Annotated in this window: 22 protein-coding genes; 14 read left to right on the top strand and 8 right to left on the bottom strand. The window is 41.4% G+C overall.

Annotated elements, in window-relative coordinates; genetic code table 11:
• The 5 genes from AB1401_14740 to AB1401_14720 all read right to left on the bottom strand — a co-directional run.
• The coding region (locus tag AB1401_14740) for a transposase (GenBank protein MEW6616708.1) at positions 1-744 on the bottom strand (744 nt) is incomplete at its 3' end.
• 260 nt (positions 745-1,004) lie between these two features.
• Complete coding sequence (locus tag AB1401_14735; GenBank protein ID MEW6616707.1) at positions 1,005-1,475, bottom strand: pyridoxamine 5'-phosphate oxidase family protein; 471 nt, start codon at positions 1,473-1,475, stop codon at positions 1,005-1,007.
• Between the two features lie 296 nt (positions 1,476-1,771).
• Positions 1,772-1,879: a hypothetical protein gene (locus AB1401_14730; protein ID MEW6616706.1), complete on the bottom strand. Its 108-nt coding sequence runs from the start codon at positions 1,877-1,879 to the stop codon at positions 1,772-1,774.
• A 47-nt stretch (positions 1,880-1,926) separates the two neighbouring features.
• On the bottom strand, positions 1,927-2,196 hold the full coding sequence (locus tag AB1401_14725; protein MEW6616705.1) for a GNAT family N-acetyltransferase: 270 nt from the start codon (positions 2,194-2,196) through the stop codon (positions 1,927-1,929).
• A 120-nt stretch (positions 2,197-2,316) separates the two neighbouring features.
• Positions 2,317-3,090 carry a class I SAM-dependent methyltransferase gene (locus AB1401_14720; protein ID MEW6616704.1) on the bottom strand — a complete coding sequence of 258 codons (774 nt, stop codon included), beginning with the start codon at positions 3,088-3,090 and terminating at the stop codon, positions 2,317-2,319.
• 127 nt (positions 3,091-3,217) lie between these two features.
• On the opposite strand from AB1401_14720, the gene AB1401_14715 reads away from it, so the two are divergent.
• A complete protein-coding gene (locus AB1401_14715) occupies positions 3,218-3,406 on the top strand; it encodes a hypothetical protein (protein ID MEW6616703.1) in 189 nt (62 codons plus the stop codon).
• Here AB1401_14715 and AB1401_14710 read toward each other — a convergent pair.
• Positions 3,395-3,613: a hypothetical protein gene (locus tag AB1401_14710; GenBank protein ID MEW6616702.1), complete on the bottom strand. Its 219-nt coding sequence runs from the start codon at positions 3,611-3,613 to the stop codon at positions 3,395-3,397. The genes AB1401_14715 and AB1401_14710 overlap by 12 nt on opposite strands.
• A gap of 118 nt (positions 3,614-3,731) precedes the next feature.
• On the opposite strand from AB1401_14710, the gene AB1401_14705 reads away from it, so the two are divergent.
• On the top strand, positions 3,732-3,923 hold the full coding sequence (locus AB1401_14705; protein ID MEW6616701.1) for a hypothetical protein: 192 nt from the start codon (positions 3,732-3,734) through the stop codon (positions 3,921-3,923).
• On the opposite strand, the gene AB1401_14700 is transcribed toward AB1401_14705, so the two are convergent.
• Together AB1401_14700 and AB1401_14695 are read right to left on the bottom strand one after the other, a co-directional pair.
• Positions 3,920-4,132, bottom strand: coding sequence for a hypothetical protein (locus AB1401_14700; GenBank protein MEW6616700.1), 213 nt, complete (start codon positions 4,130-4,132; stop codon positions 3,920-3,922). The two genes, AB1401_14705 and AB1401_14700, sit on opposite strands and share 4 nt — an antisense overlap.
• Before the next feature lie 24 nt (positions 4,133-4,156).
• Positions 4,157-4,603 carry a hypothetical protein gene (locus tag AB1401_14695; GenBank protein MEW6616699.1) on the bottom strand — a complete coding sequence of 149 codons (447 nt, stop codon included), beginning with the start codon at positions 4,601-4,603 and terminating at the stop codon, positions 4,157-4,159.
• A gap of 141 nt (positions 4,604-4,744) precedes the next feature.
• Between AB1401_14695 and AB1401_14690 the strand changes: the two genes are divergently transcribed.
• The 12 genes from AB1401_14690 to AB1401_14635 all read left to right on the top strand — a co-directional run.
• Entirely contained in the window at positions 4,745-6,130 is a 1,386-nt protein-coding gene (locus AB1401_14690; protein ID MEW6616698.1) for an integron integrase, read from the top strand.
• A gap of 23 nt (positions 6,131-6,153) precedes the next feature.
• Positions 6,154-7,317, top strand: a complete 1,164-nt coding sequence (locus AB1401_14685; protein ID MEW6616697.1) for a MaoC family dehydratase N-terminal domain-containing protein — start codon at positions 6,154-6,156, stop codon at positions 7,315-7,317.
• A gap of 2 nt (positions 7,318-7,319) precedes the next feature.
• Positions 7,320-8,702 (top strand): DVU_1553 family AMP-dependent CoA ligase, encoded by a 1,383-nt coding sequence (locus AB1401_14680; protein MEW6616696.1) that lies wholly within the window; start codon positions 7,320-7,322, stop codon positions 8,700-8,702.
• Positions 8,703-8,715: 13 nt separating this feature from the next.
• Positions 8,716-10,098, top strand: coding sequence for a tRNA lysidine(34) synthetase TilS (tilS, locus tag AB1401_14675; protein ID MEW6616695.1), 1,383 nt, complete (start codon positions 8,716-8,718; stop codon positions 10,096-10,098).
• A gap of 282 nt (positions 10,099-10,380) precedes the next feature.
• Positions 10,381-12,282, top strand: a complete 1,902-nt coding sequence (gene ftsH, locus AB1401_14670; protein ID MEW6616694.1) for an ATP-dependent zinc metalloprotease FtsH — start codon at positions 10,381-10,383, stop codon at positions 12,280-12,282.
• Positions 12,283-12,392: 110 nt separating this feature from the next.
• Positions 12,393-13,313 (top strand): dihydropteroate synthase, encoded by a 921-nt coding sequence (folP, locus tag AB1401_14665; protein MEW6616693.1) that lies wholly within the window; start codon positions 12,393-12,395, stop codon positions 13,311-13,313.
• 133 nt (positions 13,314-13,446) lie between these two features.
• Positions 13,447-14,796, top strand: a complete 1,350-nt coding sequence (gene glmM / locus AB1401_14660) for a phosphoglucosamine mutase (protein ID MEW6616692.1) — start codon at positions 13,447-13,449, stop codon at positions 14,794-14,796.
• A 17-nt stretch (positions 14,797-14,813) separates the two neighbouring features.
• Positions 14,814-15,530, top strand: coding sequence for a pyridoxine 5'-phosphate synthase (locus tag AB1401_14655; protein ID MEW6616691.1), 717 nt, complete (start codon positions 14,814-14,816; stop codon positions 15,528-15,530).
• A 121-nt stretch (positions 15,531-15,651) separates the two neighbouring features.
• On the top strand, positions 15,652-16,029 hold the full coding sequence (gene acpS, locus AB1401_14650; protein ID MEW6616690.1) for a holo-ACP synthase: 378 nt from the start codon (positions 15,652-15,654) through the stop codon (positions 16,027-16,029).
• A 1-nt stretch (position 16,030) separates the two neighbouring features.
• Positions 16,031-17,593, top strand: coding sequence for an NAD(P)H-hydrate dehydratase (locus AB1401_14645; GenBank protein MEW6616689.1), 1,563 nt, complete (start codon positions 16,031-16,033; stop codon positions 17,591-17,593).
• 141 nt (positions 17,594-17,734) lie between these two features.
• Positions 17,735-18,217: a tRNA (adenosine(37)-N6)-threonylcarbamoyltransferase complex ATPase subunit type 1 TsaE gene (gene tsaE / locus AB1401_14640; protein MEW6616688.1), complete on the top strand. Its 483-nt coding sequence runs from the start codon at positions 17,735-17,737 to the stop codon at positions 18,215-18,217.
• Between the two features lie 51 nt (positions 18,218-18,268).
• Positions 18,269-18,476, top strand: a 208-nt coding sequence (locus AB1401_14635) for an acetate--CoA ligase family protein (protein MEW6616687.1), incomplete at its 3' end; no start/stop codon positions are given.

The following is an 18,476-nucleotide window of genomic DNA, read 5'->3' as shown; positions in this document are numbered from 1 at the left end:
ACCCTGGATAACTCCATGAGAGGTCTTCATCTTGGCAGACTCGTTGTCCGTGATGTTGCTCTTTCTTGGTTTACCTGTCTTGCCAGGCTTGTCATCGTTATTACTCAGCCACTCCCGGATCTTTGAACCCCTTTTTCCCAAGGTCTCTACAAACTTCTTCTCACGATTTACTATCTCCACGTCTGTCTGTCTCTGATCATGTTCCCTATGCTTCTCCAATATCCTGCCTATGGCTGCCTCCATCTTGGCAGCCTTTCTCTCAAAGTCAGACCTGGTTCCGCTCCATTCCTTAGACGCGTTGGAAGGAAGCTTGCACCCATCGATGGCAAACATCTCTTTGCCTATTAACCCCATGTCATCACATACCAATAACACATCACGGAAAAGATGAACAATCTCCTTATCCATGGTGGCAATAAAATCAGCAATGGTGGTGAAATGAGGCCTTGTGTCGGCACTCAATGCCATGAAGATGATGTTCTCCTCACAACACTGGGCAATCCTCCTGCTGGAAATGATTCCCCGGGAATACGCAAAGAGAATGATCTTCAGCAGTATGCGCGGGTCATAAGCAGGTGCCCCGGTTTCTTCGTCCTTATAGCGGTTCTCAAAGATGGAAAGATCAAGCTCGTGGTCAATGAGATGATTTAGGGAGTAATCAAAAGTGCCGGGAAGGATTTGTTTCTCAAAAAAAATGGGGATGAATTTTCCTTGTTCGTATGAATAGGGTTTGTAACGTGCCATGCAACACCTCGGTAAACGGTTAAGCGGTCACCAACTTCAATGTCGCAGCAATATTACAATAAAACGCTCATGATTACAATCTCTTTACCTCTATATTACCCTTTTCCTACAGATTCAATGCGGCAGTTAAGCCGCCGAGGTACGAGGTCGGCTCCAAAGTCTTGTTGGGCAATGCTCTGTGCCTTTGCCTTCTGCCTAGGCTAACCGCGTTGCTTTCTTCATAGCATTTCAAGAGTGTCCCCACTTCCCCCAGTTTCCGCTTATGGCCAACGGGATACGTCCTGAAAATGCGCTACGTGAAAGGCCTGCCGGATGGTAACGGCGATGAGAGATGTCCCGGGTTCGTCAATGAAGGCAGCCAATTCCGGGTGCCTATTCACGAGTATTTGCCGATACTCTGCCTTCTGTGCGGCTGTTCTCAATTCTTTTGCCGTACCGAGCAATGTAACTGCCTGCGCACTATGAAAATCTTCGGCATCTTGCGAACGGTTATCCAATAGAATCGAAACAGCAGGCTCGCTACTTATGTTCTCGTATTTGCTGGTGGCTTTGGGTGTTGCGAAAATGAGCGTGTGGCGATCGGGAGTCAGGGCGAAGGCTATCAGCGAGGTATAGGGTCTACCTTTATCGGATGTAGCGAGTACCGCGAATCGCAGTGCGTCGAAGGCTTTAAGCATCTCTTCGATGGTCATCTGCCTTCCCGGTTCTGATCTTGATTTCTTCCTGTCCATCCTATTTCCTCCATTGTAACATAGCAGCCCTCTTACACCTTCAAAACCAGACATGCACCTCTTTTACCTGGTGCGACGGGGTTCGAGCCGGAGTGGCACGAGTTCCGCCAGCACGACTTGCTTCGCTGCCGGATGCACAGCGCTGAGCATTGTCGGCATCGACACAAAGACCGGTATCTTGATCGTGTTCTCCTTTGTCGGCCAATGAAAAGTTCAGTAGCAAGCAGGCCTAAATAAGCCTTTCTATTAAGCAAAACAAGCATGCTCAGGTCTGCTTGTCCATCTGAAACGGCTTATTATAGCATTTTTTGCATATATACTACATCAAATATTTTATTTTTTTTCTTGCAAATATTTTTAAACCGTCCGCATTCTATAAACCCATTTTTCTTGTGAAAATTTATGCTTCCATCATTGAGAGAAGATATGCTGGCAAGAATAGAGGAGAGTCCTATTTTTTTCCTTCTTGAGTAAGGTAATCAAGCATAATTTTACCAATTCCTTTCCCTGTTGATTCAGGCTTTAGGAAATAAGTTATCTCTGCGGTTTGAGAAAATGTAGGTACGGGGTTGTATGCCCGAAGCATTCCAAATCCTAAAATATTTCCATTTTCGTCTTCGCATACAATAGCTGGATATCCTTCACACATTTGGAGAAATTTTTCAAAAAATTCATACGGCAAAATTATTTTCTGGATAAGCAGCAAAACTATTTTTGACATAATGATTAAATACATCAATTATTTCTTTTTGATATTCTTTACTTATTGGTTTTAATTTTATATTCATATATACCCTTAATTCCGCTACGTTAGCCGTCAGCACGGATGTTGGCAGGGGTACTATATCTTTTTTCCAATATAAAATACATAGCCATAATATTCTTTATACTTATTATAAAGTTCAGCTCCATGCTTTTCATAGTTTACGAATTCTTCGGCAGATTTATTACCTTTGTATTTATCCAGAAATATTTTTTGTGCTGTTATTGCCGGAGCAAAAAAGTTGTCTATCCAGCAATTTTCAGGCAGCATGAATGATGCTATAAAAACATAGCCTGCTTTTTGCATTTGAGCAATTTTATTTGGAATGGTGTCTATTCCAGGATATGCTTCATTCCAAAAATCAAATATTTCTTTTGGCCGTTCTTCTGTAAACCATGATGCCTCAGTAACAGCAATATAGCCGCCTTTTTTCAAAAACTTATTCCAATAACTCATGCCTTTTTCAAAGCCAATATTATATATTGCTCCTTCACTCCAAATAAGGTCTAATTCATTTAATTGAAAATCAAGTTTATCCATTGAACCAATAACGCCTTTAACTCTGCTTTGAAGATTCAATTTTTGTGCATTGTCATTTAGTTTGTCGATAAAACCAGGGAATAAATCAATGGCTGTAATATTCCCTGGAGTGTTTTGAGCCAAAACTATAGTTTGACCTCCAGTACCACAACCAAGGTCAGCAATGTTTGATCCCTCGTGCATATTACCAATAAAGCTTAATGCCCTTAGAGTTACTTCCTGGCTTCCTGGGCCTTGACGATCCATACTGGAAAAATATTCGCAAATTAATGCAATATCAAAGTCGTGAATATTATGCTCTTTATCGCTCATTTTGTGTTCCTCTTGTTTTTTTTCTTTTAATTTTTTCATATAACGACAAGGCTGACTGGTAGCTATCAGCTATCCAGTCCAGCCGCTGGTTAACCTAAAATAATTTTAGGTAAAAAGGAGAAAATAGATGAATCGTTACTACTCGTATCTAAACAATCTTTACCACGTATTATATGATGTATGTATGAGAACAGAAGGCGACATTGAGCTTCATGATAAGGGTCTTGAACTACTTAAAATGATACAACAAAGATGTGATGTTGCGATGACATCCTATAATAAAGAGTTGCACGACGCTAAAAAATCATCTCCCTAGATATGCAGCCGTTTCAAATGTTGGATAGTCGCCTTTGGCACTGCCTTCTGTACCAATGTGTAACAATTTATATTCATGTTTGAGGTAGTGGTTAATGATTTCTTGAAACGAACCAGTACGTAAATCACATTCTAGGCAAGAGTAGTCATCTTGTCCTGAGATTAATATTATTACATTGTTAACATCTTCGTAATAAGATTTTGGCATAATGCACCTCCATTTATTTATTATTTGAGTTAGATGGGGGTTAACAAAGAGTTCACCTAGTATTTTTGAAGCGCAAGCGAAAAAAATATCAGGTGCAACGACTGGTTAGGAGGTATTTATGATTCATTATTCAAAAAAATTTATTGAAGAAGTTAAGCGAATATTGCCAGAAAAAATGGAGATTCACAAAGCCATTGCTTATGGGCTTCCCAATGTTGGCAGTCTCATTTATGAAGAATCAAAAAAGATACTGGATATTTATCATTCTTGGACAACAGAAATGACTTCGCATTTTCAACAGAATAGTTAGGTATTTCTCTCGACAAATTCACGCATTCGGCGGTCTATATCGTCCAACTTAGAACTGGCTATATTAAATGCTCTTGCTTCTTCTTTTGTTGGGTTATCCTTCATTGATGTAAATTTTTGAGTTACGACATGGTAAGTTCTTAACAATTCGTCTCGTGCAATGTCAAATTCTTTACAAAGTTCTTGCCATTCTTGGTTTGGAGTAATCATTTTATGGGTTCTCCTTTAATTATGCTAGGGGGTTTTATACAATGATTCAATGTCACGATTTAGACCTTTTGAAAATTCCCTTGGGATTAGCGATTGTATCTCTTTTTTATATTCTTGAAGTAATTTGTCTCTTTGTGGCCTGTTGTCTCCAAACTTACCGACTCCGTCTTCAACAACAAGTATCATTTTTGTCAATGTTGTTACTATTTTTTGGAGTTGTTTTTGTGTTACTCCAATGTCTTCTTGTTTTGTGGCTACCTTTTTCAGAGATGAATCAACTGATTGGACTTGCTTTTCTAACGCTAGGTATGGGCTTGATACCTTTACTTCGGGGTGTTGTTCTAAAAATTGAAGAAATACACCGGCAAGAAGGCAAAGAAAAGAGTATCCAATAATTTGCCATGACTTAAGGCGATATCCAATAACTAAGAATATTAATGTAGCTATGGAAAGTATGATAATAAGTTTCATATTTTTCTCCTAACAAGTTATTGTACTGACCAGCATATCTCCGAAAAAAAGCCTTGACAAACCTTCCTTGATATTTTAAAGAGTTTTCTAACAGTATATCACTCAATATTGAATAATACACTGCTATCAGGATAACTCCAAGTGCTAAAAATACCCGATGGCATAATTACAAGCTTTGGCTCTTTCCTCTCCAAGAAAAATATACCTTTACCATCCCACAATTATTATAAAAAATGGTTAAGATTTTATTTGGATTACTGCTATAAATATCAATTATCTTCCCTAAGTCCAGGCAGCCTTCCTAATTTCTTAAAAAAACTCAAAGAAAAGAAGCAATCCGGGGTACAGCAGAAACAGGCACATGAGGCAATCCGCCTTTTTTACGAATTGGTCAGTCAACAGCCTGATATTAGAATGGTTTTGGCTACAATAGCACAACAAAATCCCGGAATCAAGGATATTGTATCAAATTCAAAACATCAGATTCATGTAAATGCTCCTTTTCGGAAACAGTATCCATATGATTTTAACGTAAAACCAGAAATTAACAAAGGAGAAACTAATTGTAATTGGCAAAACATTTTCCTTGAATTAAACAATGAGATAAAGGTCAGACACTATTCACCTAAAACCCTGAAGTCTTATGTGATATGGGTCCGGAAATTTCAGCACTTCACTAAAAGCAAAAATCCGGAAACATTATCGGCTTCAGACGTAAAAGAATTTTTAACCTTCTTAGCGGTTAAACAAAAAGTCTCTGCTTCATCTCAGAATCAGGCTTTTAATTCTCTCTTGTTCTTCTTCCGAAATATTCTGAAAAAGGACTTTGGCAAAATTGACGGTGTTGTCCGAGCCAAAAGAAAACCCTATATCCCTGTTGTTTTATCCAGAGAAGAAATAGACAGCATAATCAAAATGTTGCCATATCCGTACAGTCTTATGGTAAAGCTGCTCTATGGCTGCGGCCTCCGTTTGTTTGAGTGTCTGAATCTTCGGGTCAATAATTTTAATTTTGATGCGGGTATCCTAACGGTTCATGATGGTAAAGGGAAAAAAGACAGAACCGTGCCTCTACCTGAGACGCTTCGAACTGAATTGCAGTCCCATCTTGAACGGGTAAAAAAGCTGCATCAAAAAGATCTGAAAGAAGGCTATGCCGGTGTTTTTATGATGAGTCAAATGGAGAAAAAATACAAGAATGCCAGCAAAGAATTTGTATGGCAGTGGTTTTTCCCGGCAAAGGCATTGACCTACATTTCGGACACAGACGAGTTCAAACGGTATCACCACCATGAAACTCACGTTCAAAGAGCAATTAAGAAGGCAGTCAATAAAGCTCAACTCACTAAACGGGCTTCCGCCCATACGTTTCGCCATAGCTTTGCTACGCACCTGCTTCAGGCAAATTACGACATCCGTACGATACAGGAACTGCTCGGGCATACGGATGTGAGGACGACCATGATATACACACACTGTGTGCCTGGCAGGACCCACAAAGAGATGAAGAGTCCACTGGATTTTTAATCATTGAAAAAAAGGATATTGAAATGGTTCAAACCATAATATCAGAAGGAATAATTACAGATGAAGCGCTCCATGAATTTCGTAATCGTGTAGGGAAAAAACTTCGCATTAATCATCAATTTAATGAACTTGCTTCAAAAGATGCTATCCGGAAATTTTCGGACGGTATAGGCGACCCCAATCCACTCTGGCGGGATGAGACCTATGCCAGAGCGACCGTTTATAAAACCATCGCAGCCCCCCCAAGCTGGCACAACAGCGTTCTGCCAACATGGGTACTTCAGGGGCTTGCCGGGGTTCATGCACTGCATACAAGTTCAGATTGGGAGTTTTATAAACCAATTCTCCTCAATGACAGAATTACCCCGGAATGCCGCTTAACTAAATGCAAGGTAAAACAGAGTGATTTTGCAGGTAAATCAGTGATCGAGCAGCAAGAAGTGAAATATTTTAATCAAAACGGAGAGCTTACCGCAAAAGTAAAATCAGCAGCCTTCAGAGTTGAACGTGCTGCTGCCAGGCAAAAAGGGAAATACAGTAAGATTCAGCTCCCCCATCCCTGGACGGAAGAGGAGATATTGGAAATTGAAGCTCAGGTTTTAAATGAGAAGATACGGGGTGCAGAAAATCGTTTCTGGGAAGATGTGGCAGCCGGAGATGAATTGCCTGTGCTAACAAAGGGTCCTTTAGGACTGACAGATTTTATTGCATATATAATTGGTGCATCCCCTGTTCCTATAAAAGCTCACGGGCTCTCGCTCAGAGATTATAGAAGACACCCTGCATGGGGATTCCGCGATCCTGTGACTTTTGCAATGGAACCCATTTACAGTGTGCACTATAATGCCTTTGCCGCTCAAGCGTGTGGCATCCCTTACCCTTATGATGTTGCTGTTCAGAGACATTGCTGGCTGATTCAACTTATGACAAATTGGATGAGTGATAACGGATGGCTGAAAAAGAGCTATGCAAAATATCGTGATATTGTATACCTTTCGGATGTTGTATGGTTAAAAGGAACCATTGTACGAAAGTACATGGATGAAAATAGTGAGCATTGTGTTGATATAAAGACAGATGCCATAAACCAGAGGGGAAGATCAGTGATGAATGGGCAGTCCACGGTTATTCTGCCCTCAAGAGACCGGGCATCAAATCCGGTTAAAAAAAGGCTTGGAAAAGAATAATTATGTTTTTTGAAGAATGGATACACAATAAAATTAGAAAAACCTTTAAGAAAAACCCGGAGTATCGAAAATTTACCGGCAAAGAAAACCTGCAGGAAATTAACCGGCAGGATGTAGAAAAATTTCAATGTTTCAACCTAAATAAAATCTTAGAATATGCTTCAAGCCAAAGTGTATTTTACAGAGGACTTTATCAAAAAGTCGGAACGATAAACACGTTAGCCGACCTGGGAAATATCCCTTTTACACAACCGGATGATATTCGATACCACCCCTATAAACTGTTGTGCGTCTCACAGTCTCAAATAAAAAGAACGTTTTCTCATTTTACTACTGGCACCACAGGCAGACCGAAAAAGATTTTTTTTACTCAAAAAGATGCAGATGCAATTGTCGATTCGAAGGCTGCCATTATGAAAACGGTCATGTCCGAAGCCGGCATGGATATGAGAGGTCAATCTGTACATATATTTTTGCCTGATAACGTTACACCGCTGAGCATGGCAAGGCTGATTGCAAGGGGTGTTGAAAAGTTAGGTGGGGTGCCGGTTATTGGAGATTGCTACTGTCCCACTGAGGAAAAAATCCAATCAATCATCAAAACCAGACCTGTTATGATCATGGGGTCGGCGTTTCGGATATGGCGTATGACACAGGAAGGGCGACTGATTCATAATCTTAAGAGTATCGGTGTCAAAGCGGTATTTATAACCTCCGAATATCTCGCTGTACCCGCAAGAAAATACCTTGAAACATGCTGGGGTGCTGAAATCTTTCACCACTATGGTATGACCGAAGCCGGTTTTGCAATTGGTATTGAATGCCATGCTCACGATGGGTATCATTTTAATGAATGCGATCTCCTTTTTGAAACTGTTGACCCCGAAACCAGTGAAATGCTTACCAATGAAGAAGAGGGAGAGCTGGTATTTACAACCTTAAACCGGGAAGGAATGCCTCTGATTAGATATCGAACGGGCGATATTGCACGAATCATCCGAACGCCGTGCAAATGTGGAGCAAATACAGTACTCAAAATCGGACAAATCCCCAAAAGGAAAGCATTGATTGTTGAGATAGGAAACAAAAGAAAAATATTTACCTCCATGGTAGATGATGCGCTGTATGCTGTACCTGAACTTGTTGATTACCGTTTATTTATCACCAAGAAAAATAGTAAAGATGCTATATGTTGTCATGCTGAGGTTCTGGAAAATAGTACAGGTGTTGAACAACAGATTATCCAGCGTTTGATTTCAATAGCCCCAATCAAAGAAAGCATCGGTTCAAAGATGCTGGGCATGCCCGAAATTAAGTTTGCTGAAAAGGGAACGTTAAGAAGAGGCGGGAGAACTCAAAAAAGACGTATAGTGGATAATCGGTAAACAGGGGCAAATAATGCTTATCTCAAAGGTAAGACGTACCATAGAAAAATACCGTATGCTGGAACAAGGGGATAGGGTTGTAGTTGCCGTTTCAGGGGGGGCTGATTCCGTCTTTCTCCTCCATACATTAGAGGAATTAAGAGAGGATTTTAACATTACCCTGATTGTTGCCCACCTGGACCATTGTATTCGAGGGATGGAGGCAAAGAGGGAATGCAGGTTTGTAGAGAAGCTGGCAAATACTTTCCATCTGCCTTTTGAATCCAAATCCATTGATATCCCTGCTTTGAAAAAGGCTGAGAAGAAATCTACCCAGCAGGCTGCCAGGGATGCCCGATACGAGTTCTTCGTGGATACCTTGAAAAAGTTCAATGCACAAAAGGTGGCTCTGGGGCATAATGCAGACGATCAGGCTGAAACGGTCTTGATGAGGTTAATAAGGGGGGCAGGGATTAAAGGTCTTTGCGGGATTCCTCCTGTCAGAGATGGTATCTTTATACGCCCCCTTATCGAGATCCAGAGGTCAGAGATAGAAGGATTCCTGAGAGAAAACAGCATTGAATTCGTTACTGATAGTTCAAACAGGGAAAATGTCTATTTACGTAATAAGGTACGTAATAGCTTGATGCCAATATTGGTGAAGGAGTACAACCCTGGAATTGTGCAGAACCTGATTCATACCTCTGAGATATTGAGGAAAGAAGATGAATTCATGGAGAAACTCGTTTTGAATCTCTTCTCCAGAATTTGTGTCTCAGGGGGAAAGGAATCACTAACCCTTAATATTCTCTATCTAAAGGGTTTAGAAGGGTCCATGCAGATTAGAGTCTTGAGAAAGGCGATGGAGTCCTTTTCAGGCAACCTGAAAAGGATTAACTTTAGACATCTGGAATCTCTGGTGGGGATGCTTTCCAGTGAAGGCGCCAATAAGTCATTAAGTCTACCCGGAGGAATCATTGTTGAGAAGCAATACAATGAATTGATAATAAGAAGAGAAGTCAAAGAAACCCCATTCTGTTATTCTTTCTCTGAAATTCCCAACTATGTCAGACTTAAGGAGGTCAATAAAGAAGTAGAACTCAAGGTTATTCCACAAAAGGAAGGTTTGAACTTAAATGTTGATCCCAATGTAGCGTTTATGGATTATCGTCAAATTAAATTTCCTATTGTTATCAGAAATTTCAGGGAAGGGGACAGGTTTCAACCTATGGGAATGGAGGGCACTAAAAAACTGAAGGATTTCTTTATTGATAATAAGATACCTAAATCTACACGCAGACAGATCCCCCTTCTCCTCTTTGATAACCTGATAGCATGGGTCATGGGTTTAAGGATGGATAACAGAGTAATGGTAGGGAAATGCCCCGGAAAGATTCTTGAGGTGAGGATTTTCTGAATGGGTCTAATCACTGTGACTCAGATATTAGACCATAGACAACAGACATCAGACCTTAGACTGAAGAGGGGGAAATAGCCAGGGATTACACAATTGGAAAGTCTGGTGTCTAACGTCTGAAGTCCAGTGTCTGAAATTGTAGGATTTTTATTGTAATTTATAATAATTTGTATTATATATTTTTAAAGGCTACGCATAGAAAAATTCATATAACTAACCACCTGTTTGCAAACAGGTGGTCTGACAACGAACAACTGACACTATGCTTTATTGAAGGGGACAATGAATCCATTTTACAAAAACATGGCACTATGGCTGGTTATCACCTTGATGATGATATTATTGTATCAACTTTTTAATAAACCCCAGACAACCGAGGAAAAAGTTATATTCAGTGATTTTTTATCCGCAATTGAGAGGGGTGATATCTCAGAAGTTGAAATCCAGGGGGAAAATATCCAGGGTAAATACCTGAGTGGAAAGGGATTCAAAACCTATGCTCCCCAAGACCCTGACCTGATTAGAACCCTGAAATCCAAGGATATTAGAATATCTGTTAAGCCAAGGGAAGAATCCCCATGGTATTTTACCGCCCTTATTTCATGGTTTCCTATGCTCCTCCTTATTGGCGTATGGATACTGTTTATGAGACAGATGCAGGCTGGTGGCAGGGCAATGTCATTTGGGAAAAGCAGGGCTAAATTGCTCTCGGAACACCAGCACAAAATAACATTTGAAGACGTGGCTGGTATTGATGAAGCAAAGGAGGAGCTTCAGGAGATCATAGAGTTTTTAAAAAACCCCAAGAAATTTACAAAATTGGGCGGGAGAATCCCCAAAGGGGTTCTTTTAATGGGTGCCCCAGGTACTGGAAAGACACTATTGGCAAAAGCGATTGCTGGAGAGGCCAATGTCCCTTTTTTCAATATAAGCGGGTCAGATTTTGTTGAGATGTTTGTCGGGGTAGGTGCATCTCGAGTTAGAGACCTCTTTATCCAGGGCAAGAAAAATGCCCCCTGTATTATATTTATCGATGAGATTGATGCTGTGGGAAGACATCGCGGAGCAGGGCTCGGTGGCGGGCATGATGAAAGGGAACAAACACTGAACCAATTACTGGTAGAGATGGATGGATTTGAATCTAATGAAGGTGTAATTCTCATTTCGGCTACCAATAGGCCCGATGTATTGGACCCGGCATTGATGCGGCCGGGAAGATTTGACCGACAGGTTGTAGTGCCCCCGCCTGATGTAAGGGGGAGGGTAGGAATACTTAAGGTACATGCTAAAAAGACCCCTTTGTCTAATGGTGTAGATATGGAGGTTTTAGCCAGGGGAACTCCTGGTTTTACTGGAGCTGATTTAGAGAATTTAGTGAATGAAGCAGCTCTGCTGGCAGCAAGGAAAAGCAAAACGAATTTAGAGATGGAGGATTTTGAAGAGGCCAAAGACAAGGTTATGATGGGTACTGAAAGAAGGAGCATGATCATCAGCCCTGAGGAAAAACGTAACACAGCTTATCACGAAGCAGGCCATGTATTGGTTGCTAAGCTGCTGCCGGGTACAGACCCAATCCATAAAGTGACCATAATACCCAGGGGCAGATCATTAGGTTTGACCCAGCAACTGCCCATAGATGAAAGGCACACATACCCCAAAGAATATTTGTTAAACAATATTTCAATTCTACTTGGAGGAAGGGCAGCTGAGGAGATAGTATTGGGGGATCTCACCACTGGTTCTGGCAACGATCTTGAAAGGTCTACGGATTTAGTAAGGAAGATGGTTTGTGAGTGGGGAATGAGTGAAGACCTGGGACCTCTTACCTTTGGTAAAAAAGAAGAGCAGATCTTTCTTGGAAGAGAGATTGCTCAGCACCGGGATTACAGTGAGGATACCGCTATAAAGATTGATAAAGAAGTTAAAAGGATTGTTACAGAAAACTATGGAAGGGCAAAGAAAATTTTAACTAACAATATTACTACCCTCCATGACCTTGCCCATGCTTTACTGGAAAAGGAGGTTCTTGATGCGTCGGAGATCAACGATATAGTAGAAAAAGGACAGGTGCAGATAGAGACTAAGGAATTTAAAGAAGTGAAGAGAACCCAGAAGGCAACAGAGACTACAGAAATTAAAAAGGTGAAAAGGACTAAACAAAAACGGTTAGTTCCAGAATCTTGATGAAGTCGTAAAAAGTCAAAAGTCAGACTGCACAGTAAAAAGCTCCAGATGCAAGGCGCGCAAATCACGAGGAGTGAAGCGTACTTATAGCTACGCTGTAACAACGAGGGATGCAGCGCAACGCCGCAGATGGACTTTTTACGAAGCCGTCAATCTTGATTAGAATGACCGATAGTCAACACGAAGATGAATTTGTTATAAGATGTAAAAAGGTTGACCTAAACCTCAGCAAGCGTACTTACATTATGGGGGTTATAAATGTAACCCCCGATTCTTTTTCTGACGGAGGATTTTTCTTTGACCTCCATCGAGCCATTGCCCATGCTCTGAAGTTGGTTGATGAGGGGGTTGATATTATAGATATTGGTGGGGAGACAACCAGACCTGGTTCAAAACCGATCACTGCTGAAATGGAGATTAGTAGGGTTATTCCTGTGATAGAAAGGCTTGCACCGAAAATCGATGTGCCTATCTCCATAGATACTTATAAGTCTGTTGTTGCAGAAAGAGCCATTGATGCGGGTGCCGAGATAATAAATGACATAAGTGCATTGAATTTTGACCCTAAAATGGCAGAGAGCGCTTCCCGCCATGATGTTCCTGTTGTCCTGATGCATATGAAGGGGACTCCTGAGAATATGCAGCAAAACCCCCGTTATGAATCCCTGATTTCAGAGATTATCGAATACCTGAAAGACAGTATTGATATGGCTGAAAGAGCTGGGATAGACCCCCATAAGATTATTATAGATCCCGGAATAGGATTTGGAAAGTCTCTGGATGACGGACACAACCTGAAAATAATTAATAGGTTATCAGAATTCAGAAGCTTGGGCAAACCTATCCTTGTAGGTCCCTCAAGAAAGGCATTTATTGGGAAAATCCTGGATGCTGATGTAACACAAAGGGAGGAGGGGACTGCCGCTGCTGTGTCAGCAGCGATACTCAATGGCGCCAACATCGTAAGGGTTCATAATGTGGGTATGATCAAGAAGGTTGTGAGGGTAATTGATGCAATAAAGAATGCATAGTGTCAGTTATTGGTTGTCAGCCAGCCTGTTTGCAGACAGGTGGTCAGTTGTATGGGTATATCAAGGAGTTGAGGGAAGTATCTGTTTTCACTGAAAGCTGAGAGCTGTAAGCTGATAGCCATGGAGACCTATTATGGGTAGATTGTTTGGTACAGATGGTGTAAGAGGGGTTGCAAACATTGAACCCATGACTGCTGAAACAGCAGTGCAGCTGGGTAGAGGGATTGCTTATCTGTTTAAAAATGCACAGAGAAGGCATAAAATAGTGGTTGGTAAGGATACCCGTCTTTCTGGATATATGATAGAAAATGCCTTGACTGCCGGAATCTGCTCTATGGGTGTTGATGTTCTGCTGGTTGGCCCCCTTCCGACCCCTGGAATAGCCTTTATTACACCCAGTATGAGGGCAGACGCAGGGGTAGTAATCTCTGCATCCCACAATCCTTTTCAGGACAACGGAATAAAATTTTTTTCCAGAGATGGCTTTAAGCTGCCGGACGAATTGGAGATGAAGATTGAAGAGTTGATCTCAGAGGGCAGTATAGATTCTCTTCGTCCTACAGCATCAGAGGTCGGAAAAGCGTTTCGTATAAATGATGCAGCGGGCAGATATATAGTCTTTCTTAAGAATACGTTTCCAAGGACACTCTCCCTGGATGGTTTGAAGATCGTCTTAGACTGTTCAAATGGTGCAGCCTATAAGGTAGCTCCTGCTGTATTTAGAGAACTTGGAGCCGAACTGGTTACATTGGGTGTTGAACCTGATGGTGAGAATATTAACTTAAACTGTGGTTCTTTGCATCCAGAGTTAATCAGTAAGACCGTTAAGGAGAAAAAGGCAGACTTGGGCATAGCCTTTGACGGGGATGCTGACAGGGTAGTCTTTGTTGACGAAAATGGTGAGCTGGTCGACGGGGACCATATTATGGCAATCTGCGCTGCGGAGATGATAAAGAATAGAAAGCTCAAGAAGAATACATTGGTTACTACCGTGATGAGCAATATGGGGCTGGATATAACCCTCAAAAAGTTGGGAGGAAAGATCGTTAAAACAGCAGTAGGGGACAGGTATGTTGTAGAGGAGATGGTTAGAAATGGTTATAACCTGGGTGGGGAAAAGTCTGGTCATATCGTGTTTCTGGATCATAATACCAGCGGAGATGGGATTCTGTCTGCATTGCAGATATTGGCAGTTATGAAGATAAATAATAGAAGATTATCGGAGTTAGCCCGGATAATGGAACCGCTTCCCCAGGTTTTATTGAATGTAAAAGTCAGAGAGAAAAGGGAGGTAGATGATATACCTGAAATTGCCTCTAAGATAAAGAACACAAAAGAAAAATTGGGAGATAAAGGAAGGGTTCTGGTTAGATTTTCAGGGACTGAGTTAATATTCAGAATCATGTTAGAAGGAGAAGATCAGGACGAGATATCTGCTATGGCAGAAGAGATTGCTGATTGTACAAAGAAGGTTTTGGGGTAATAGCGGAGGTAAGTTAAGTGGCCAGATTATCGGTAAACGTTGATCATGTTGCAACCCTTAGGGAAGCAAGGAGGATAACCGAACCTGACCCTGTGACAGCAGCCGCTATAGTTGAACTGGCTGGGGCTGATGGGATAATAGTTCATTTGAGGGAAGACCGAAGGCATATTAAGGATAGGGACCTCTGGTTGCTCAAGCAAACAGTCAAAAGCAAGCTGAATTTAGAAATGGCTTCAACTCAGGAGATGATAAGGATAGCCCTGGAAATAAAACCTGATATGGCAACCTTAGTTCCGGAAAAGAGAGAAGAGCTGACCACTGAAGGCGGACTGGATGTCAATATGAATAGAGAAGCAATAGAAAATTCTGTGGCGTTGCTTAAAGATGGAGGGATAGTTGTTAGTCTTTTCGTTGATCCGGATATATATCAGGTTAAGGCTGCACATAGAGTTGGTGCCGATTTTATAGAAATCCACACAGGGACATTCTGTGATGCTAAGGACAGGATTGAGGAAGAAAAAGAACTCGATAGGATTCTTGCCGCTGTTAAAATGGCATCAGAATTAAAACTGGGAATAAACGCGGGGCATGGGTTGAACTATTTGAATATCAAGAGGCTAATAGGGATTAATGAGATTGAGGAGTTCAGTATTGGTCATAGCATAATATGTAGGGCTTTATTTGTAGGTTTGGATAAAGCAGTCAGAGAGATGATTGAATTGATAAATACATAAGGGTTCAAGGGGGCAAGGATTAGAGTGAAATGTTAAAAAAACACTTGAACCCTAGAATCCTTGACACCTCGGACCCTCTTCACCAACCAGATGGGAGATAAGCAAAAGGATAGTCTCCAACATGATTTTGGGAATAGGTATAGACATAGTCAGGATGTCAAGGATCGAGCATCTTTCTATAAGATGGAAGGGTCGGTTTTTAAACAGGCTCTTTACAGAAAGGGAGATAGATTTTTGCATAAACAAGAGATTACCCAGCCAACATTTTGCCATACGATTCGCGGCTAAAGAGGCTTTCTTAAAGGCACTGGAGCTGGGAATGCGTGCTGGTATACCCTGGAAAGACATTGAAATCATCAATGATACCATGGGTAAACCCTCAATTGAACTACACAGCAAAGCTAAAGAAATCGGCATTAATAACAATATAAGAAATATTTTTTTAAGCATGTCTCATGATGGTGGTTATGGAATTGCTCAGGTGATACTGGAGGGTTAGATTGAAGGCAGTTACGTCTGAGATTATGCAGAGGTTGGATAAAAGGGCTATTGAGGAATGCGGAATCCCTGGAATAGTTCTTATGGAAAATGCTGGAAGCAGGGCAACAGAGGTAATTGAAAGTTACTATCCTGAGCTTGTTAACAAAAAGGTTGCGGTCTTTTCCGGCAAAGGGAACAATGGGGGTGACGGTTTTGTTATTGCCAGGCACCTTTTTAATAGAGGTGTTCAGGTAAAGGTGTATCTTTTGACTGCAGGGGACAGTCTCCTGGGAGATGCTAAGACAAACTTCGAAATTATAAAACATCTGGGCTTAGATATTCTTGAGTTTAAGGAGGAAGGTATTATAGATTTGATTAGGGATGAAATAAGAGACTGTGATTTAATTATCGATGCCATTTTTGGAACTGGTCTAAACTCTGAGATAAAAGGTCTCTTTCGGGACGTTATAGAGGTTTTGAACCAGACAGATATTCCCATGGTTGCAGTTGATATACCTTCCGGGTTAGACGCCAATACCGGAAAAATTTTGGGAAACTGCATTAAAGCAGACCTGACAATCACCTTTGCCCATCCCAAGGTGGGGCTGCTAATCCCAGAAGGGACAGAATATGTGGGAGAGCTGGAGATAATTGATATAAGCATTCCTAAACACTTGATTGAGGGAGAGGAAATACAGAACTACATTATTGATAGAGATGAATTGAAGTCTCTCCTTAAACCCCGGGACCTCAGTTCCCACAAGGGAGACTTTGGGCATCTTCTGGTAGTTGCGGGGTCCACAGGTAAAACCGGGGCGGCGGTTTTGACCTGCCAGGGAGCTATGCATGCAGGGGTCGGGCTTGTTACTCTGGGTATACCGGAAAGTCTTAATCCTATAATGGAGAATAAGCTGACAGAGGTAATGACCGAACCTTTGCCTGAGACTCCCCCGGGATTTTTGGGTATCCAAGCCCTTGAAAAGATTGTAGCATTAACAGAGAAAAAGAGCGCATTGGCTTTGGGCCCCGGGGTATCTACAAATGATGGAACTATAGAACTCGTTCATAGAATTGTTAAAGAAGTCAATATTCCGCTTGTAATTGATGCCGATGGTCTGAATGCCCTGGCAAGAGATGTAAACATCCTGAAAGAAGCAAGGGCAGTTGTTGTATTGACCCCTCATCCCGGAGAGATGGCAAGGTTAATGAATACCTCAGCAGCAGAAATCCAGAATGATAGGATAGAAATTTCTCGCAGGTTTGCCCAGGAATACAATGTCTATCTGGTTTTAAAAGGATTTAGAACAATAATAGCTGACCCCTTTGGGGGCATCTGGATCAATCCCACAGGAAATCCAGGGATGGCTGCCGCTGGCATGGGGGACGTCCTGACCGGTATGCTCTCAAGTTTTATTGCCCAGGGGTTTGATATAATGGATGCTGCTAAATTAGCGGTCTTTTCCCATGGACTGGCAGGAGATACTATTGTCTCTGAAAGGGGAGAGATAGGTTTGCTTGCCACAGATGTTATAGAAAGGATACCGTCGGTTTTAAATGAGTTGAGGGATTCTGTAAGGAGATAAATCTAACGTGAGCATTTAGCTATCAGCCGTCAGCTCTCAATAAAACAGATAGGTTAGGACAAAAACCCCATAATTAGCTAAGGCAATGTTTGGTGAATACTGACCGCTGAGCGCTGACTGCTTACAATCAAGCTATCTTCTGTGAAGGAAAAACGAATTAAAACAAAACTAAAGAGCCCACATGCTACCCTTGAATTTGGAGAGATTTTGGGTAAATATTTGACAACTGGTGATATTGTTGCATTGATCGGGGATTTAGGGACAGGAAAGACCCAGTTAGCGAAAGGGCTGGCACGGGGAGTAGGTGTCCCTGAAGAATACTGCATAACCAGTCCAACTTACACCATAGTCAATGAATACCAGGGCAGGATTCCCCTTTATCATTTTGATCTTTACCGGCTGGAAGGCAATTCGGATCTGGAGAACCTTGGATATGAAGAGTATTTTGAAGGGAAGGGGGTTACTTTAATTGAGTGGGCAGAGAAAATAGCCCATCTGTTACCTGAGAATCGTATGGAAATACATATTAGCCATTTAGGAAATGATGTTAGAGAGTTTGAGATCATTGGGTTTGGAGATCGTTATAGCAAGATTGTCGATAAGATGGTACACTTTTTACTGTAGAGCTTATATTTGAAGTCCGAGAGGATAAATGAGTGTAGGAGGAGAGGAAAGATGAAAATTTTAGACGAAGCTATAAAAAAAGGACAGAGCACACTCTCAGAGTATGAGTCGAAAAAGTTTTTAGCTTCTTATGGTATTCCAATAACAAAAGAGAAGCTGGCGAAGACGAAGGAAGAAGCAATCCAGGCGGCAAAAGAGATAGGATTTCCTTTGGTACTAAAGGGCTGCGCTCCGGAGATAACACATAAGACAGAGCTCA

It is taken from the genome of Thermodesulfobacteriota bacterium (genome assembly GCA_040757775.1).
In the GTDB taxonomy this organism is placed as follows: Bacteria; Desulfobacterota; UBA8473; order UBA8473; family UBA8473; genus UBA8473.
This window is presented reverse-complemented; position numbering and strand designations above follow the sequence as displayed.

Coding starts and splice junctions, on each gene's coding strand:
- AB1401_14715 (MEW6616703.1), top strand. CDS start 3,218: ATGAATCGTTACTACTCGTATCTAAACAATCTTTACCACGTATTATAT.
- ftsH (MEW6616694.1), top strand. CDS start 10,381: ATGAATCCATTTTACAAAAACATGGCACTATGGCTGGTTATCACCTTG.
- AB1401_14735 (MEW6616707.1), bottom strand. CDS start 1,475: ATGGACAGGAAGAAATCAAGATCAGAACCGGGAAGGCAGATGACCATC.
- glmM (MEW6616692.1), top strand. CDS start 13,447: ATGGGTAGATTGTTTGGTACAGATGGTGTAAGAGGGGTTGCAAACATT.
- AB1401_14725 (MEW6616705.1), bottom strand. CDS start 2,196: ATGTCAAAAATAGTTTTGCTGCTTATCCAGAAAATAATTTTGCCGTAT.
- AB1401_14720 (MEW6616704.1), bottom strand. CDS start 3,090: ATGAGCGATAAAGAGCATAATATTCACGACTTTGATATTGCATTAATT.
- AB1401_14695 (MEW6616699.1), bottom strand. CDS start 4,603: ATGAAACTTATTATCATACTTTCCATAGCTACATTAATATTCTTAGTT.
- tilS (MEW6616695.1), top strand. CDS start 8,716: ATGCTTATCTCAAAGGTAAGACGTACCATAGAAAAATACCGTATGCTG.
- acpS (MEW6616690.1), top strand. CDS start 15,652: ATGATTTTGGGAATAGGTATAGACATAGTCAGGATGTCAAGGATCGAG.
- AB1401_14700 (MEW6616700.1), bottom strand. CDS start 4,132: ATGATTACTCCAAACCAAGAATGGCAAGAACTTTGTAAAGAATTTGAC.
- AB1401_14680 (MEW6616696.1), top strand. CDS start 7,320: ATGTTTTTTGAAGAATGGATACACAATAAAATTAGAAAAACCTTTAAG.
- AB1401_14710 (MEW6616702.1), bottom strand. CDS start 3,613: ATGCCAAAATCTTATTACGAAGATGTTAACAATGTAATAATATTAATC.
- AB1401_14705 (MEW6616701.1), top strand. CDS start 3,732: ATGATTCATTATTCAAAAAAATTTATTGAAGAAGTTAAGCGAATATTG.
- folP (MEW6616693.1), top strand. CDS start 12,393: ATGCAGCGCAACGCCGCAGATGGACTTTTTACGAAGCCGTCAATCTTG.
- AB1401_14685 (MEW6616697.1), top strand. CDS start 6,154: ATGGTTCAAACCATAATATCAGAAGGAATAATTACAGATGAAGCGCTC.